Origin of the sequence: Bacillus sp. EU55 (assembly GCF_038005925.1) — a bacterium.
Lineage (GTDB): Bacteria > Bacillota > Bacilli > Bacillales > Bacillaceae > Bacillus > Bacillus velezensis.
The window spans coordinates 407,266-424,077 of sequence record NZ_JBBOUE010000001.1; the positions used below are offsets into that span (position 1 = coordinate 407,266).

Genomic DNA, 16,812 nt, shown 5'->3' on the forward strand with positions numbered 1-16,812 from the left:
AATCTATGAGTCGAACAGCATCATCGGAAGTGACAACTGCCCAGTGGCAGCAAAAACGGGATCAATTCGTTTCCAAGGGGGTCGGCAACGGAAACCGCGGCATGGCGGTAAAAGGGGAAGGGGCGCTTTTGTACGATTTGGACGGCAGACGATTCATTGATTTTGCCGGAGCGATCGGAACGCTGAATGTCGGCCATTCCCATCCGAAAGTGGTGGAGGCCGTGAAGAAACAGGCGGAGGATCTGATTCACCCGGGTTTTAACGTTATGATGTATCCGTCTTATATTGAGCTGGCCGAAAAACTTTGCGCCCTTGCGCCGGGAGATCATGCGAAAAAAGCGATTTTTCTCAATTCGGGGGCGGAAGCGGTGGAAAACGCCGTGAAAATCGCCAGAAAATATACGAAGCGCCAGGCTGTCGTGTCATTTACAAGAGGGTTCCACGGCCGCACGAACATGACGATGAGCATGACGAGCAAGGTGAATCCTTATAAATTCGGTTTCGGCCCATTTGCCTCAGAGGTGTATCAGGCGCCGTTTCCTTACTATTATCAAAAGCCGGCCGGCATGAGCGACGAGCAGTATGACGACTTTATCATCAGCGCTTTTGAGGATTTCTTTATCGCCGCAGTTGCACCGGAAACCGTCGCCTGTGTCGTAATGGAGCCGGTTCAGGGAGAAGGCGGCTTCATCATTCCGTCAAAACGTTTCGTGCAGCACGTCGCCGCTTTTTGTAAAAAACACGGCATCGTTTTTGTAGCGGATGAGATCCAGACCGGTTTTGCCAGAACGGGAACATATTTTGCGATTGAGCATTTCGGAGCCGTTCCTGATTTGATCACCGTATCCAAATCACTTGCGGCCGGATTGCCGCTGAGCGGCGTCATCGGCCGGGCGGAAATGCTTGATGCCGCCGCGCCGGGTGAACTCGGGGGCACATATGCGGGAAGCCCGCTCGGCTGTGCGGCTGCGCTTGCGGTCTTGGATATTATTGAAGAAGAAGGGCTGAATCAGCGTTCCGAGGAGATCGGCCGGATCATCGAGCATCAAGCGCGCGAGTGGAAAAAAGAGCATGCCTGCATCGGAGAAGTGCGCAGACTCGGTGCGATGGCGGCCATCGAAATTGTCAAAGATCCGGACACGCGGGAACCGGACAAAGCAAAAGCCGCGGCGATCGCTAAAACGGCGAACGAGAACGGACTGCTGCTGCTGACGGCCGGCATTAACGGCAACATTATCAGATTCCTGACGCCGCTTGTCGTGACGGATGAGCAGCTCAAAGAAGGCCTTTCCATTATCGAAGTAGCTCTGTGAGTTCAATTATTGGAATGCCGGCGGATGTGTCTGCTATCATGAAAGTGTGAGATACATCAACTAGCATTCAATGGCTTTACTATAGCAGAGAAAGGAATGTTCAATATGCCAGAACAATTAACAGTGTACAACCCGGCAACGGGAGAGGCGATCGAAAGCATCCCCCAGCAGACGGCCGAAGATGTTGAAAAAGCGATTGAACGTTCACATCAAGCGTTTCAATCATGGTCCAAAACATCAGCGGGAGAACGTGCCTCACTTTTGAGAAAATGGTATGAGCTGATTGTTGAAAATAAAGAAGAACTTGCGGAGTTAATTACGAAAGAAAACGGCAAACCGTACGAAGAAGCGGTCGGAGAAGTTTTATACGGCGCCGGCTATATTGAATGGTTCGCCGAAGAAGCAAAACGGATTTACGGCAGAACAGTACCTGCGCCGACAACGGGCAAACGGATTGTCGTCACCCGTCAGGCGGTCGGCCCGGTAGCCGCGATCACGCCGTGGAATTTCCCGAATGCGATGATTACAAGAAAAGCCGCGCCCGCTTTGGCGGCAGGCTGTACGTTCATCATCAAACCGGCGGAGGATACGCCGCTTTCCGCTTACGCCCTTGCGCGTCTCGCATATGAAGCGGGAATTCCGAAGGACGTGCTGCAAGTGGTGATCGGTGACGGAGCCGAAATCGGAAACGTCTTCACCAGCAGCCCGAAAATCCGCAAAATTACCTTTACCGGCTCAACGCCTGTCGGCAAAATCCTGATGAAAAACAGCGCCGACACCGTAAAACATATGTCAATGGAGCTTGGCGGACATGCGCCGCTGATCGTGGATGAAGACGCTGATCTTGATCTGGCGGTAGCCCAAACAATGGCCTCTAAATTCAGAAATGCCGGCCAAACCTGCGTCTGTGCGAACCGGCTGATCGTACACGAATCCGTAAAAGACGAGTTTGCGAAAAAACTGAGTGAAGAAGCTGCGAAACTCAAAGTCGGAAACGGTCTTGAAAAAGGCGTAAACGTCGGCCCTGTCATCAACAAAAAAGGCTTCGATAAAATCGTCGGCCAAATTAATGACGCCGTGGAAAAAGGCGCAAAAGTGCTGACGGGCGGAACGTATGACCAAAACGATGAAAAAGGCTGCTATTTCGTGACACCGACCGTGCTGTCAAATGTAGATACATCCATGAACATCATGCATGAAGAAACATTCGGCCCGGTTGCGCCGATCGTTACGTTCTCAGATATTGATGAAGCGATCAAGCTTGCGAACGATACGCCGTTCGGGCTTGCGGCTTATTTCTTCACAGAAAACTACCGCCGCGGCATCTATATTTCTGAACAGCTTGAATACGGTATCATCGGCTGGAATGACGGCGGTCCGTCCGCGGTTCAAGCGCCGTTCGGAGGAATGAAAGAAAGCGGCATCGGCCGTGAAGGCGGTACGGAAGGCATTGAACCGTACCTGGAAACCAAATACATGTCTATCGGACTTTAATGAGCCGAAAAGAAGTGGCTGGGACAAAACTAGCTTCAAATAATGAGAAAGGTGAATTTGGGGGTACTCAAATTCATCTTTCTTTATTTTTATGTATAAATTCTTCTATTACCTTAGAAGTTGGCAGTGAATTTTCTTAAATTCACTGCCATTAATGCGAGACCCATTTCGTTTGCTACCTTCGATTTTCCTCGTACAGAAAATCGAGTGAAACGCAAATTAGCCTTCAAGAATCCAAAAACTGGTTCCACATCGGTTTTACGTTTTCGATAGATGGCACTCGTTTTCTCTTCTGAAAGCTTCGCTCTCACATATTCTTTTTGCTGTTCCCATTTTTTGTTCACCATTAGTTTTCGATTGTTTCCTTCTTTTGCCTTGGTACATGATGAACGGAATGGGCATCCTGAACAGTCTTCGCACTCGTAGACTTTGAAACTCCTTTGGAAACCTGTAGCGTCCGTTCGGACAGAATGATATTGAAATTCTAAACGTTTCTGATTAGGGCACGTATATGTATCGGTTTCTTGATCATATACCCAGTTATCAGGATTAAATGTATTTTGTTTGTACTTTTTCTTTTGTTCCTTCAAAAACATGTTATATGTTATCAGTGCTTCTCGGTTTCTGTTTGAGAGAATATCACTAAAGTTTTGTTCACTACCATAACCTGCATCTGCAACTATATGTTTCGGTAACTCGAAATAATGTTGCTCGATCTCATCTAAAAATGGAATTAACGTACGTGTATCTGTTGGGTTTGGAAATAGACTATAAGCAAGCGCATATTGACCTTCCGTTGCGATTTGTACATTGTAACCAGCTTTCAATTGCCCGTTTTTCATATAATCATCTTTCATTCGCATAAATGTCGCATCTAGATCTGTTTTAGAATAGCTATTACGTGGTCCAAAGATTTTAAGATCCTGTTGGTACTTCCGTTTTCTTAGGATAAAATCAATCAACTGTTTACGCACTTGTTTCGGGTATTTTCGTTCCCTTCGTAAGGCTTTTCGTTCCGTAACGTCTGAAGATGCTTCTATTTGTTTATCATATTCGGTCACTACTTCGTCTACTTTTTGAACCATTTGAGTGAGCTCTCCAAATGATAGCTGTTCATCACTTTCCCGTTCCATTTGGGGTATGATTTCGTTCTCAAGCAACTCATTGTACAACTGGTTTGACTTATCAATTAAACGCTGATGAAATTTCTCAATCGCTTTCTTCCAGACAAACGTAAATTTATTCGCATTCGCTTCAATCTTTGTACCATCGATAAATATCGCTTCTTGATCGATCAGTTTTTCTTCAATCAATTGGCAGCGAAATTGGATGAAACATTGACGGATTAAATCTTTCACTACTGGTTGAACACGAAATCGGTTAATTGTACGGTAGCTTGGTTCATACCCTTGAGCTAACCACATCATACGGATACTGTCTTTTAATAGGGCCTCTATTTTACGCCCTGAAAAGACAGATTGAGTGTAGGCACATAGAATAATTTTAAGCATCATGCGTGGATGATAGGCAGGACAACCTTCATTTCGAAGAAATGGTTCAAACGCTTCTTGAGGGATACTTTCCACTAAATGATGGACATGGTAGGCAATATCATTATTTTGTAACTTTACTTCTAAATCTAAAGGCAAAACGATTTGATTCATGGTATAATCTTTAAACATAAGGACACTTCTTTCTGATTAGATTTTGTATGGTAACTTAATTTTATCAGAAGTTGTCCTTATTTTTTATTGTAAAATAATCAAAAACGGTGAAAGTTTACTCGTCGTAAAATTTCACCGTTTTTTTCGTCTTAGAGGTGGGTTTTGTCCCAGCCCCGTTTTTATTGAGCAGTCTGCCGGTGAATATCGCCGGCAGGCTTTTTTGATCTTGCGGGAATAATCGGTTCGATTCCAGACAAAATAACAGCAAATACGATTGAAAGAAGGTCGCCATCATGGATATATTACTGGCTCTTCTCCCGGCTTTATTTTGGGGGAGCATCGTGTTATTTAACGTCAAATTAGGCGGCGGGCCTTACAGCCAGACGCTGGGAACGACAATCGGGGCGCTCATCGTTTCGTTTGTGTTGTATCTGTTTGTCCACCCGGTGCTGTCTGGGCGCATTTTTATTGTCGGCATCATCTCGGGGCTGTTTTGGTCGCTCGGCCAAAGCAATCAGCTTAAAAGCATACAGCTGATGGGCGTTTCAAAAACGATGCCGATATCAACGGGAATGCAGCTCGTCTCGACTTCTTTGTTCGGTGTGATCGTATTCAAAGAATGGTCAACCCCGATCGCGATTACGCTGGGTATTCTCGCCCTTATTTTTATCATTATCGGGATTGTGCTCACATCTTTAGAAGATAAAAAGGGGCGGGCGGACGGAGAACCGGGAAACTTAAAAAAAGGCATTGTCATCCTGCTGATCTCCACGCTCGGTTATTTGGTCTATGTCGTTGTGGCCCGGCTGTTCGGCGTATCCGGATGGTCAGCGCTCCTGCCGCAGGCGATCGGGATGGTCATCGGCGGACTGCTCCTGACGTACAAGCATAAACCGTTTAATAAGTACGCCCTCAAGAACATTCTGCCGGGAATCATCTGGGCGCTCGGGAATATGTTTCTGTTCATCTCACAGCCGCGCGTTGGAGTTGCGACAAGTTTTTCCCTCTCTCAAATGGGGATCGTCATCAGCACGCTCGGCGGAATCTTTATTCTCCGTGAGAGCAAAACGAAGCGTCAGCTGGTCGCCATTGCCATCGGGATTATCCTGATCATTGTGGCCGCGGTATTCTTAGGCGTTGCGAAATCAAATTCATAACAAATGCAGGAGGTTTGAACATGTACACGGATTTAAAAGGAAAAGTCGTTGCCATTACGGGAGCTTCATCAGGATTAGGAAAAGCGATGGCGATCCGCTTCGGACAGGAGCAGGCGAAAGTCGTGGTTAACTACTATAGTAATGAAAAAGACGCCCAAACCGTTAAAGAAGAGATTCAAAAAGCGGGAGGCGAAGCGGTCATCATTCAAGGCGACGTCACAAAAGAAGAAGATGTCAAAAACATCGTGCAGACCGCGGTGAAGGAATTCGGGACATTGGATGTCATGATCAATAACGCCGGCATGGAAAATCCGGTTCAGTCACATGAAATGCCGCTTAAAGACTGGAACAAAGTCATCAATACCAATCTGACCGGCGCTTTCTTAGGAAGCCGCGAAGCCATTAAATATTACGTAGAGAATGATATTCAAGGAAACGTCATTAACATGTCAAGCGTACATGAAATGATTCCATGGCCTCTGTTTGTTCACTACGCGGCGAGTAAAGGCGGCATCAAATTGATGACGGAAACGCTGGCGCTTGAGTACGCGCCGAAGCGCATCCGTGTCAACAATATCGGACCGGGAGCCATCAATACGCCGATCAACGCGGAAAAATTTGCGGATCCCGTTCAGAAAAAAGATGTGGAAAGCATGATTCCGATGGGATATATCGGTGAGCCGGAAGAAATCGCGGCTGTCGCCGTCTGGCTTGCTTCAAAGGAATCAAGCTACGTAACCGGCATTACGCTGTTTGCTGACGGGGGAATGACCAAATATCCGTCATTCCAGGCAGGCCGCGGATAAGAAAAAAAGCGATCGCAGGCTCTTTAGAGCCGGATCGCTTTTTGCTTACGCGCGTTTTTTCTTTACAAGCGCCGTGATGGAAAGGATAATCGCCGCAGCTGACAGAACGATGGCTGCAATATCAAGCGCTGATACGCCGGATTTGCTTTCTTCGTTTGACTGTTCAGCTCCGTGCGCATCCGTCACGCTGGCCGATTTCGTGATTTTCGTAATCGAGTGAGGCGTGTCGGCTTTCTCATCACCCGTCCATTCTACAATGCTGCCGTCTTTGTAATATTGGTAAGCGTCCCAAGCGGCATCTCCGCTCTTTTCAGGATTTTTCGCAACGAACGTGAACTGCTGGAATTGGCCGGGCTGAATGCCGCCGTCCTTTGCTTCCCAAGTGACGGAGACCGCTTTGTCATCATGTTTGGATACGGATGTTTTCCAGCCCGGAATCGGCTGATACTGCTGAAATTCAACGCCGGCGGGCATTTTCAGCACGACTTTCGTTGTCGGGTCATTCTTTTCCACAGGCACTTTCATCGTGTACGTTTCCCAAGAACCGGCCGCGGATTCCGCCGGTTTGACTGAGACGTGGGCGCTTGCTGTCGCCGTAAAACCGACGAGTGACAGGGTCACAGCGGATATGAATAATAAAGCCTTTTTTTTCAACATGAGATACACTCCTTAGTTTGTCGTTGAGAATATTTGGTTGATTTCATTAAAATCGTTTGTCAGCCCGTGGACTTTGATCTTCCAGTTTCCCTTTTCGGTGATGGACAGGTTGGCGGCTTCGAATGTGCCTTCTTTCGTCTTCTTCAAATCAAAGGTGCTTTCATGCTGTTTGCCGCTGAAGCCCGTCTGGTAAACAGTGACCGTAAATTGCTGAATGTCTTTTACCAAGCTGCCGTTGTGATCGGTGACAATGACTTGAAATTCATTTTTACCCGGCTGGTTCGGCGTAATGTGCAAGGACAGGGTTTCCCCGTTTCCGATCGTTTCTGAGCCGTTAAAAGGCAATGGCGCAGGCGGCGGCGGGCTGGGCAGGCTTGTGAAGACGGCGGTTGTAAATAATACCGCGATGCCTAGTGCCCATTCAGCCTTTATCGTTGCGCTGATGCTCCTTTTTCTGCTGAACTTCGTCATCCATACGTGAACGGCGCCGAGCGCAAGCATGATGACAAACAGTCCGATTTTCAAAAGGAGCGTCTTACCGTAAGCGGTGTGAAAGAGTGAATCAAACGTGCGGATAATGAAAAATCCGTTCAGCACACCTGAAAATAACAGCACACCGACAGAGGCGAACGCCCAAGGAGAAAACCGTCTGACCGTTTCCCAAGCGATGGTTTTATCGGGTTTTCTCCACTCTGATGAAAGAAGCAGCACAAGCGCGGCGATACCGCCCATCCATACAGAAGCGGCCGATAAATGGAGAAAGTCCATCGCGATGCCGACCGCTTTTTCGTCGATAACCGCCGCATGCCCGGCGAATGCTTTTGCCAAAAGCGAAGCGAAGAAGAACAACAGCGGCGCCGTCCAGTACGCAAATGACCGGAATGCTTTCTTCTTCAACAGCGGGATCATGGACAGGGCGAGCAGGATAAATAAGCTGATCTGGATCATCCAGACGTACCCGCCTGCCGTTTTCAGAAGCGTTTCTTTTACATAGTCCGGCTGGAACGCGGCGCTCCAAGCGCCGCCCGCGTTTTCTTTCGTCTGGATCGGGAGCTGGCAGATAAGTGCGAGCCCCGTTACACATAAAGAAATCACGAGCAGCTTTACAGTTCGTTTTGCTTTTGATGAATCTTTATTATTTCTGTACCAAAACAGATGGAAAAAAGCCGTGCCGATAAACAGGGAGAGAGCGGTGTACAAAATACCGCGGTCGATGGCCGCTTCGGGATGAAGCGCCGCTTGCGATGATGTCTGCTCCTGAAGTTCTCCGCCGGCTTTTCCGACACTGAAAGGGATGACGCCGGATACCGGATGTCCGTCGGCCGATACCGCGTTCCATTCCGCTCTGTAAATATCATGCGGCAGATTTTTTTTCAATGCCGCGGTCATGATGCGGGCATCATTTTTTTGAATCACCGTTTTGCCCGCATCGACCCGTTCGCCGGATGAATTATAGACCTTAATGGAGTGGAAGCCTTCTTCAATCTGTTCATTAAACTCAATTTCAATCTGCTTCGGCGCTTGTTTTAATTCGCTGTTCTCACCCGGATTTGAGTTTGTGATGTAGGCGTGGGCGAAGCTTGTTTTCGGAATCAAAACAAGGAACAGCAAAAAGATGAGCCAGCGTTTGTTCTGTCTCATGGATGATGACACCGCCTTCCGGTTGGTTGTTGTTATGTCTTGCTGCAGGTGCATCCCTTCTGCCTGTCGTGTAAGATGATGTCCGCCGCCTCGTCAAAGGTGCAAATGACCCCGCCGAATCCTTTTTGAAACCGTTCTGCGTAATCAAGCGTTGAGAAGGGAATCGCCTGAGGCCGGCAGCAGTGAAGGTCAATATCGGCATGGACTAAAAAGTATGCGGAAGCGGCCGTCAGCGTCGTCTGGAGAAGAAAATCTTTACAAATGACGTGGGACACTTCTTCCTTTTTATCCTCATACCGCAAAATCGCGCAATGAATGCAGCACATCTGCTCAACGGCTTGTGAAACGGTAATAAGCTGAACAGAATACGAATGCTGAATCGGCCGCAGGCAATAGCCGCATTGATTGGCGCTTCGTTCTGAAGCGGGAGGGAGCGTAATGCCGCCGGGTGTCCGGATAATCCGGTTTGCATCCGCCAGCTGATTGACGTCTCTGTACACGGTCATCTCGGAGACGCCGAATCTCTCGCTTATGTCAGAGATTTTCAGCGCGCCCTCTTCTTTCAGCCATTCAAGCAAGGTTTGCTGTCTGTGAATCGGAAGCAATTCTTCATCCTCCTTTTTATGCGAATGAGTGATGAACCTCCCTCTAAGAGTAGATGTTTTCACAAATGCACACAAGAGCCTGATGATAAAATATGTGAAAAAATGTTGAACAATCACAAATGTAAAAGACGTAGTCAGACTCTGTTATAATAGAAGAGTTGAATGGAGGAATAAACATGAAAGAAACGACCTGCCCGAACTGCGGCAAGCCGATTACAGGCGACATGGTCAGATCATCCATGATCCCGTGCCAGTTTCAGTGCGGGCATTGCCATGTGAAATTGCGTGAATATAAAGTATCAGCTCCGATTATGGCTGTGGCCATTGCGATTACGGTGCTTTTGATTTATCTTGTGCAGATGGCCAGAACCGCCGTCATGCCGATGTTTCCGGCAGCGCGGTATGTGCCGGCCGCCATTTTCGCGCTCGTATGTGCGTATCCGGTGTTTATTGTCAGTGAGCGGCTCATTGCCAAACTCGTCGTCACAAAAGGACACATTATATACAGAAAGCGGTAAGACACCTTTGATGAGGTGTCTTTTTTTTGTTAAGGAGTTGTCACAGTCTCTGTGCCAAACTCCTCTTTACTTTTCATTGAATGGGGATTGTAAGCGTTTTATGATGAAGACACAGGGGAGAGAGAGAAACCCCGTGTCTTATTTATTTTCATCTGAAGGCAAGCAAACAGGGAGGGAATGAACATGCAGCAAGAACAGCAAGCTGGCATGAAAGTGAAGATACAGCGGTTCGGCAGTTATTTAAGCGGTATGATCATGCCGAATATCGGCGCATTTATCGCATGGGGAATTATCACCGCGCTGTTTATTCCTGCGGGATGGTTTCCGAATCCGCAGCTGAATACATTGGTAAGCCCGATGATTACGTATCTACTGCCGCTTTTAATCGCATATACGGGCGGAAAAATGATTTACGATCACCGCGGGGGAGTCGTCGGAGCGACGGCCGCCATCGGAGTCATTGTCGGAGCGGACATTCCGATGTTCTTAGGGGCAATGATTATGGGGCCTTTGGGCGGTTATCTCATTAAACAATTAGACCGTGTGTTTAAAGATAAAGTCAGACAGGGTTTTGAAATGCTGATCAACAACTTCACGGCGGGAATTATCGGAGCTGTGCTGACGATTATCGCGTTTTATGCGATCGGCCCGGTTGTCCTGTCTCTTAACAAATTGCTGGCGGCGGGTGTGGAAGTCATTGTCCACGCGAATTTGCTGCCGATTGCAAGCGTTTTCGTAGAACCGGCGAAAGTCCTGTTCCTGAATAACGCGATCAACCACGGCATTTTAAGTCCGATCGGAATCGAGCAGGCCGCCAAAGCGGGTAAATCCATTCTGTTCTTAGTGGAAGCAAACCCCGGGCCGGGACTCGGTATTTTACTGGCATATATGTTCTTTGGGAAAGGCTCTTCAAGATCGACGGCTCCGGGAGCGGCGATCATTCATTTCTTCGGGGGGATTCATGAAATCTATTTCCCTTACATTTTAATGAAACCGATGCTGATCCTCGCGGCGATCGCCGGGGGAGCGAGCGGACTGCTTACATTCTCGATCTTTAACGCGGGTCTTGTCGCCGCATCATCTCCGGGAAGCATCATCGCCATTTTAGCGCTGACGCCGAAAGGAAGCTACCTCGGCGTGCTGACGGGCGTCAGCGTTGCCGCGGCCGTATCGTTTATCGTCTCGGCGCTTATTCTGAAATCGTCTAAAGCGGGCGAAGAAGATTTGACAGCCGCGGCGGAAAAAATGCAGGAAATGAAAGGCAGGAAAAGTGAAGCGGCGGCCGCATTGGCGGACAAAGAGGAAGAGCCGGAAAACAGCGCCGCTGATATTTCCGCCGACCAAGTCAGCCGCATTATCTTCGCGTGTGACGCGGGTATGGGATCGAGCGCAATGGGCGCCTCCATTTTAAGAAACAAAGTGAAAAAAGCAGACCTGGATATTGATGTGACAAATACGTCGATCAATAATCTGCCGAATGACGCGGATATCGTCATTACGCATAAGGACCTGACTGACCGCGCGAAAGCGAAGCTGCCGCAGGCGGTGCACATTTCGGTTGATAATTTCTTGAACAGCCCGAAATACGATGAACTGATTGAAAAGCTTAAAAACTAATCAAACAGAAAGAGGGATTTTCATCATGGAAGTATTGGCTAAAGCGAACATCAAACTGAACCAGACGGTGAACTCAAAAGAGGATGCCATCCGCCTCGCGGGACAGACATTGATTGATAACGGCTACGTGAAGAACGGCTATGTGGAAAAAATGTTCGAACGTGAAGAAACATCATCCACGTTTATGGGGAATTTCATCGCGATCCCGCACGGCACGGAAGATGCAAAGGATGAGGTGCTTCATTCAGGTATTTCCGTCATCCAGATTCCGGACGGTGTGGAATACGGTGAAGGCAATACGGCAAAGGTCGTTTTCGGTATCGCCGGAAAAAACAATGAACACTTAGACATCCTGTCAAACATCGCCATCATCTGCTCAGAGGAAGAAAACATCGAACGGCTGATCAGTGCAAAGACGGAAGAAGAACTGGCCGCTATTTTCAGCGAGGTGAACTGACATGATTGCCCTTCATTTCGGAGCGGGAAACATCGGGCGGGGCTTTATCGGCGCCCTGCTCCATCATTCCGGCTATGACGTAGTTTTCGCTGATGTGAATGAAACGATGGTCAGCCTTCTCAATGAAAAGAAGGAATATACCGTGGAGCTTGCCGACGGCGGCCGGCAGACCGAAATCATCGGCCCCGTTTCAGCCATCAACAGCGCGGTGCAAGAACAAGAGCTGTACGGGCTGATCAATGAAGCAGCGATCATTACGACGGCGGTGGGCCCGAACGTTCTCAGACTCATCGCCCCGTCCATCGCGGAAGGGCTGAAGCGCAGAACGTCCTCTGAGCCTCTCAATATCATTGCCTGTGAAAATATGATCGGCGGCAGCAGTTTTCTGAAAAAAGAAGTTTTCGGACATTTGACGGAAGCGGAGCGGGAACTCGTGAACCGGACGGTCGGCTTCCCGGATTCTGCGGTGGATCGGATTGTGCCGATTCAGCACCATGAAGATCCGCTGAAAGTATCCGTAGAACCGTTTTTTGAATGGGTCATAGACAGAACCGGCTTTGCCGGCGGCCAGCCGGTACTGGAAGGTGCGTTGTTTACGGATGATCTTACGCCTTTCATCGAGAGAAAGCTGTTTACCGTCAATACCGGCCATGCCGTTACGGCGTACGTCGGCTATCAGCGCGGATTAAAAACCGTCAAAGAGGCCATCGGCCATCCGGAAATCCGGCGTGTCGTGTACGATGCACTTTCAGAAACGGGCGAGTACTTGGTGAAAGCGTACGGCTTTAAGCAAGCCGAACACGAGCAGTACATGAAGAAAATCATCGGCCGCTTTGAAAATGAATACATCACGGATGATGTGACAAGAGTCGCCAGATCACCGCTTAGAAAACTCGGAGCGAATGACAGATTAGTAGGGCCGGCCAAAAAAATAAAAGAACCGAACGCGCTGGCAGAAGGCATCGCCGCCGCCCTGCGCTTTGACTATCAGGATGATCCGGAAGCGGTTGAGCTGCAAAAGCTTATCGCGGAAAAAGGCACGAGCGGCGTTCTTCAAGACATTTGCGGTATTCAGCCGCATGAGCCGCTGCACGGCATCGTGCTCAAAAAGCTCAATCAATAAAAATGAACCCGCGTCGGGGGACGCGGGTTTTTTCTTACGTTATAATGAGAGGGAAGGGAGGCTGCGTGATGAATCAGAAGCTATTGCCCCATCGTTTTCCGTTTCTTTTGATTGACGGCACGACGAACAGTGAAGCCGGAAAATGGGCGGCTGCTTACAAAAACATCAGTGAAAATGACTGGTTTATAACTGAATCCCAAAGAGAGATGCCATTTTCGCTCGTCGTTGAAGCAATGGCCCAAACGGCGGCTTGCGCGGGAATTACCGGCGGTGACGGCCTCGGTCTTTTATCCGCGGTGAAGAAAGCGGAAAGGTTAGGTGCCGCTTTGCCGGGAGACCGTCTGGATCTTTTTTTTGAGGTCACGCGAATCAGGCGCGGTTTTGTGTTCGGCCGGGCGAAAGCGTCCGTTGCCGGGAAGCCTGTGGCGGAAGCTGAGCTCAGCATATTTATCCAGCCATCGTAAAAAAAGCCGCCTCCAGCGGCGGCTTTCGGACAAGTCTGTTATTTTGTATCATAATCTCTTTCACTTTGTGAATTGTCCCTTTGGTCATGTTTGTGTTTTTCGTCATTGGCGTTTTCTTTCAGCTCTTCCAGCGGAATCGGATCGGTTAAATCATGATGTTCAGGATTTTCATTCGGTTTGTTCTTTTGTTTTCTTTCTTTCTTTCATCCTCCATCACCTCAATATTTCTTTTCCTCAACGTTCTCCCCGCCAAACGCAGGAAGCGGTTTTTTGTTCCTGCGGGTCATATGTATTAAAATAGAGACGACTACATTATAAAAAGTGAGGTACATATATGCCGATACAAAGAGAAGACGCAGATATTAAACTGATCGCGATTGATATGGACGGAACTCTGCTCAATGACGAGCAGCTCATCCCGGAGGAAAACCGGCGGGCGATCAAGGAAGCGGAGGCGAAAGGAATTCACGTCGTCATCAGCACAGGACGCACGCTGATGACCTGCCGCGAACTGGCTGAGTCTCTCGAGCTGTCATCCTTTTTAATCACGGCAAACGGCAGCGAAATCTGGGATTCCAACTTTGAGCTGGTTGAGCGCAAGCTTCTTCATACCGATCATATTCAAAAATTATGGGATCTGAGGAATAAGCACAACACGAATTTCTGGGCCTCTACCGTCGATAGAGTGTGGAGAGGGGAATTCCCGGAAACGATTACGGATCATAAGTGGCTTAAGTTCGGATTCGAAATCGAGGATGACGAAGTGCGGAATGAGGTGCTGAAAGAGCTCAAAGAATACAAGGAGCTCGAGATCACAAACTCAAGTCCGATCAACATCGAAGTCAATGCCCTCGGTATCAACAAAGCGGCTGCGCTTGCGAAGGTATCGGAAAAACTCGGCTTCACGATGGAAAATGTGATGGCCATGGGTGACAGTCTGAATGACATTGCCATGATTGAAAAAGCGGGTGTCGGCGTCGCCATGGGGAATGCGCAGGACATTGTGAAAGAAACAGCTGACTGGGTGACTGATGTCAACACGGAAAACGGGGTCGCCAAAGCGATCCGCCACTGGGTGTTATAATAGAAAAAAGAGAGAGTCTCGGTATGAGACTCTCTCTTTTTTGTTTTGTCAGATTTGTGACTAGGTCCATGGTAGGTTTTCTGACAAAAGGATGTTCAAACCTGTCAGAATTAAATATAATGAAGAGAAATCCAACAATTCGGAATAGTCATTCCGAATAGCGGAATGATAATAATATAAAACGTTTACAATACAGGAGGGATCTTATGTTTCAGATTGACATCAATTGTGATTTAGGAGAGAGTTTCGGTGCTTATAAAATCGGGCTGGATGAAGAGATTTTGGACTATGTGACATCTGCAAACATCGCCTGCGGCTTTCATGCGGGTGATCCCAGCGTGATGCGCAAAACGGTTGCGCTTGCGGCGGAAAAAGGCGTGAAAATCGGCGCTCATCCCGGGCTGTTCGATCTGCAGGGATTCGGGCGGCGGCAGATCGCGATTACACCCGAGGAAGCGTATGATCTGACGCTGTACCAAATCGGCGCGCTGTCAGGGTTTTTAAAAGCAGAAGGTGTCGAAATGCAGCATGTGAAGCCGCACGGCGCTTTATATAATATGGCCGCCGTCAATCCCGGCCTGTCAGAAGCCATCGCTCAGGCGGTCTGTCATTTTGATCCCGGGCTTATTCTTTTCGGGCTTTCCGGAAGCGAGCTGATTAAAGCGGGAGATCGAATCGGACTGAGGACGGCAAGCGAAGTGTTTGCGGACCGCACCTATCAGGAAGACGGCACGCTGACGCCGCGTTCAGAGCCGGATGCGCTGATTCAGGATGACAAAAAAGCGGTCGGTCAAGTGATTCAAATGGTGAAAGACAGCACGGTGACATCACGTAAGGGACAAGCTGTAAGCCTGAAAGCGGACACGGTCTGCATTCACGGAGACGGAGCCCACGCCCTCACATTCGCAAAAACAATCAAAAAAGAATTAAAAGCGGCAGACATTCAAATCAGCGCGCTTGCAAAAGACTGAGCAGCAGAGGGAGGAAGACAGCATGGAGCAAAAGAAAAAAACAGCCGGAAAGGCTTCCGGCAAATGGTCGCTTCTTTTAGGCGCGACATTTTTGATGGCGACATCATCAATCGGGCCCGGCTTTCTGACGCAAACGGCCACGTTTACCAATACATTGGCGGCAAGCTTCGGCTTTATCATTTTAATTTCTATTATTTTGGACATTTTCGCGCAAACCAATGTATGGCGGATTATCGCGGTTTCCGGAAAGCGCGGCCAAGAGATTGCCAATATGGTGCTTCCGGGCGCCGGTTATGCCATTGCTTTTCTGGTCGTGCTCGGCGGACTTGCATTTAATATCGGAAACATCGGCGGCGCGGGTCTCGGTCTTCAAGTATTATTCGGGATCAAACCGGAGATCGGCGCTTTAATCAGCGCAGCGGTCGCGGTGCTGATTTTTGTCATAAAGGAAGCCGGAAAAGTCATGGACCGTTTTATGCAGATCGCCGGAATCGTCATGATCGTATTGACGGTGTATGTTGCCGTAACGACGGCTCCGCCGGTCGGACACGCCGTTGTGAAAACTTTTATGCCTGATCATATCAGTGTGCTGGCGATCGTGACGCTTGTCGGCGGCACGGTCGGCGGGTACATTACATTTGCCGGCGGCCACCGTTTGCTTGATTCAGGCATCCAAGGGAAAGAAGTCATTCCTCAGGTCACGAAAAGCTCCATCACAGGCGTTCTGATTACATCGATTATGCGGATTGCCCTGTTTCTCGCCGTGCTCGGCGTCGTCTCAAAGGGCCTGAGCATTGATCCTGATAATCCTGCGGCTTCTGTATTCCGGCTTGCGGCGGGAAATGTAGGCTATAAAATTTTCGGCGTCATCATGTGGTCTGCCGCTATCACGTCTGTCATCGGCGCCGCCTATACATCGGTGTCATTCTTCAAATCGTTTTCAACAAAAATCGAAAAGCACTCACATGGCGTAATTATCGGTTTTATCATCGTATCCACTCTTATTTTTGTCACGATCGGCCAGCCTGCTAAAATTTTGGTCGCGGTCGGTTCGCTTAACGGCTTAATTCTGCCGCTTGCATTAGCGATGATTCTGTTGGGCGCTTATAAGAAAAAAATCGTCGGCGATTACAAGCATCCGATCTGGCTCACGATTGCAGGGGCGATCGTAGTGGTTGTCATGGCGGTTATGGGTATCTATACATTATTCACGCAGATGCCGCAGCTATGGAGCTGATGAT

16 protein-coding genes and 1 pseudogene are annotated in these 16,812 nt (G+C 48.6%); 12 read left to right on the forward strand and 5 right to left on the reverse strand.

Annotated elements, in window-relative coordinates; all coding sequences use genetic code 11:
* Window positions 1-5 precede the first annotated feature (5 nt).
* Window positions 6-1,313 carry a 4-aminobutyrate--2-oxoglutarate transaminase gene (gene gabT / locus NYE50_RS02030; protein ID WP_224988913.1) on the forward strand — a complete coding sequence of 436 codons (1,308 nt, stop codon included), beginning with the start codon at window positions 6-8 and terminating at the stop codon, window positions 1,311-1,313.
* Window positions 1,314-1,418: 105 nt separating this feature from the next.
* A complete protein-coding gene (gene gabD, locus NYE50_RS02035) occupies window positions 1,419-2,807 on the forward strand; it encodes a succinate-semialdehyde dehydrogenase (RefSeq protein ID WP_007410282.1) in 1,389 nt (462 codons plus the stop codon).
* Window positions 2,808-2,920: 113 nt separating this feature from the next.
* On the opposite strand, the gene NYE50_RS02040 is transcribed toward gabD, so the two are convergent.
* Complete coding sequence (locus NYE50_RS02040) at window positions 2,921-4,489, reverse strand: IS1182 family transposase (protein ID WP_340762868.1); 1,569 nt, start codon at window positions 4,487-4,489, stop codon at window positions 2,921-2,923.
* A 275-nt stretch (window positions 4,490-4,764) separates the two neighbouring features.
* Here NYE50_RS02040 and NYE50_RS02045 point away from each other — a divergent pair, with 275 nt between their 5' ends.
* Window positions 4,765-5,628 carry a RhaT/GlcU family sugar-proton symporter gene (locus tag NYE50_RS02045; protein WP_003156317.1) on the forward strand — a complete coding sequence of 288 codons (864 nt, stop codon included), beginning with the start codon at window positions 4,765-4,767 and terminating at the stop codon, window positions 5,626-5,628.
* Between the two features lie 20 nt (window positions 5,629-5,648).
* Window positions 5,649-6,434 carry a glucose 1-dehydrogenase gene (gene gdh, locus NYE50_RS02050; protein WP_007410286.1) on the forward strand — a complete coding sequence of 262 codons (786 nt, stop codon included), beginning with the start codon at window positions 5,649-5,651 and terminating at the stop codon, window positions 6,432-6,434.
* A 45-nt stretch (window positions 6,435-6,479) separates the two neighbouring features.
* Here the strand turns inward: gdh and NYE50_RS02055 are convergent, their stop codons facing one another.
* Genes NYE50_RS02055 through NYE50_RS02065 form a run of 3 tightly spaced genes read right to left on the reverse strand, consistent with a single transcriptional unit; the run spans window position 6,480 to window position 9,337 of the window.
* Complete coding sequence (locus NYE50_RS02055) at window positions 6,480-7,091, reverse strand: YcnI family copper-binding membrane protein (RefSeq protein ID WP_190664063.1); 612 nt, start codon at window positions 7,089-7,091, stop codon at window positions 6,480-6,482.
* 12 nt (window positions 7,092-7,103) lie between these two features.
* Window positions 7,104-8,732: a copper resistance CopC/CopD family protein gene (locus NYE50_RS02060; protein ID WP_063096197.1), complete on the reverse strand. Its 1,629-nt coding sequence runs from the start codon at window positions 8,730-8,732 to the stop codon at window positions 7,104-7,106.
* A gap of 32 nt (window positions 8,733-8,764) precedes the next feature.
* Entirely contained in the window at window positions 8,765-9,337 is a 573-nt protein-coding gene (locus NYE50_RS02065) for a DeoR family transcriptional regulator (protein WP_007609432.1), read from the reverse strand.
* A 176-nt stretch (window positions 9,338-9,513) separates the two neighbouring features.
* Between NYE50_RS02065 and NYE50_RS02070 the strand changes: the two genes are divergently transcribed.
* The 5 genes from NYE50_RS02070 (at window position 9,514) to NYE50_RS02090 (ending at window position 13,516) form a co-directional block, all read left to right on the forward strand.
* On the forward strand, window positions 9,514-9,855 hold the full coding sequence (locus tag NYE50_RS02070; protein WP_007609433.1) for a hypothetical protein: 342 nt from the start codon (window positions 9,514-9,516) through the stop codon (window positions 9,853-9,855).
* A 177-nt stretch (window positions 9,856-10,032) separates the two neighbouring features.
* On the forward strand, window positions 10,033-11,472 hold the full coding sequence (locus NYE50_RS02075) for a PTS mannitol transporter subunit IICB (RefSeq protein WP_224988932.1): 1,440 nt from the start codon (window positions 10,033-10,035) through the stop codon (window positions 11,470-11,472).
* 25 nt (window positions 11,473-11,497) lie between these two features.
* Window positions 11,498-11,929: a PTS sugar transporter subunit IIA gene (locus tag NYE50_RS02080; RefSeq protein WP_012116817.1), complete on the forward strand. Its 432-nt coding sequence runs from the start codon at window positions 11,498-11,500 to the stop codon at window positions 11,927-11,929.
* Window position 11,930: 1 nt separating this feature from the next.
* On the forward strand, window positions 11,931-13,052 hold the full coding sequence (locus NYE50_RS02085; RefSeq protein WP_160216727.1) for a mannitol-1-phosphate 5-dehydrogenase: 1,122 nt from the start codon (window positions 11,931-11,933) through the stop codon (window positions 13,050-13,052).
* 68 nt (window positions 13,053-13,120) lie between these two features.
* The gene (locus NYE50_RS02090) at window positions 13,121-13,516 is read left to right on the forward strand and encodes a 3-hydroxyacyl-ACP dehydratase FabZ family protein (protein WP_003156298.1); all 396 of its coding nucleotides are present in this window, start codon (window positions 13,121-13,123) and stop codon (window positions 13,514-13,516) included.
* A gap of 38 nt (window positions 13,517-13,554) precedes the next feature.
* On the opposite strand, the pseudogene NYE50_RS02095 reads toward NYE50_RS02090, so the two are convergent.
* A pseudogene (locus NYE50_RS02095) lies at window positions 13,555-13,713 on the reverse strand (hypothetical protein); the annotation flags it as partial.
* A gap of 137 nt (window positions 13,714-13,850) precedes the next feature.
* Between NYE50_RS02095 and NYE50_RS02100 the strand changes: the two are divergent.
* From NYE50_RS02100 to NYE50_RS02110, 3 genes are all read left to right on the forward strand, one after another.
* The gene (locus NYE50_RS02100) at window positions 13,851-14,600 is read left to right on the forward strand and encodes a Cof-type HAD-IIB family hydrolase (RefSeq protein ID WP_095273139.1); all 750 of its coding nucleotides are present in this window, start codon (window positions 13,851-13,853) and stop codon (window positions 14,598-14,600) included.
* A 206-nt stretch (window positions 14,601-14,806) separates the two neighbouring features.
* Window positions 14,807-15,571, forward strand: coding sequence for a 5-oxoprolinase subunit PxpA (locus NYE50_RS02105; RefSeq protein ID WP_007609444.1), 765 nt, complete (start codon window positions 14,807-14,809; stop codon window positions 15,569-15,571).
* A gap of 22 nt (window positions 15,572-15,593) precedes the next feature.
* Window positions 15,594-16,808, forward strand: a complete 1,215-nt coding sequence (locus NYE50_RS02110; protein ID WP_061861856.1) for an NRAMP family divalent metal transporter — start codon at window positions 15,594-15,596, stop codon at window positions 16,806-16,808.
* The last annotated feature ends 4 nt before the right edge of the window (window positions 16,809-16,812 follow it).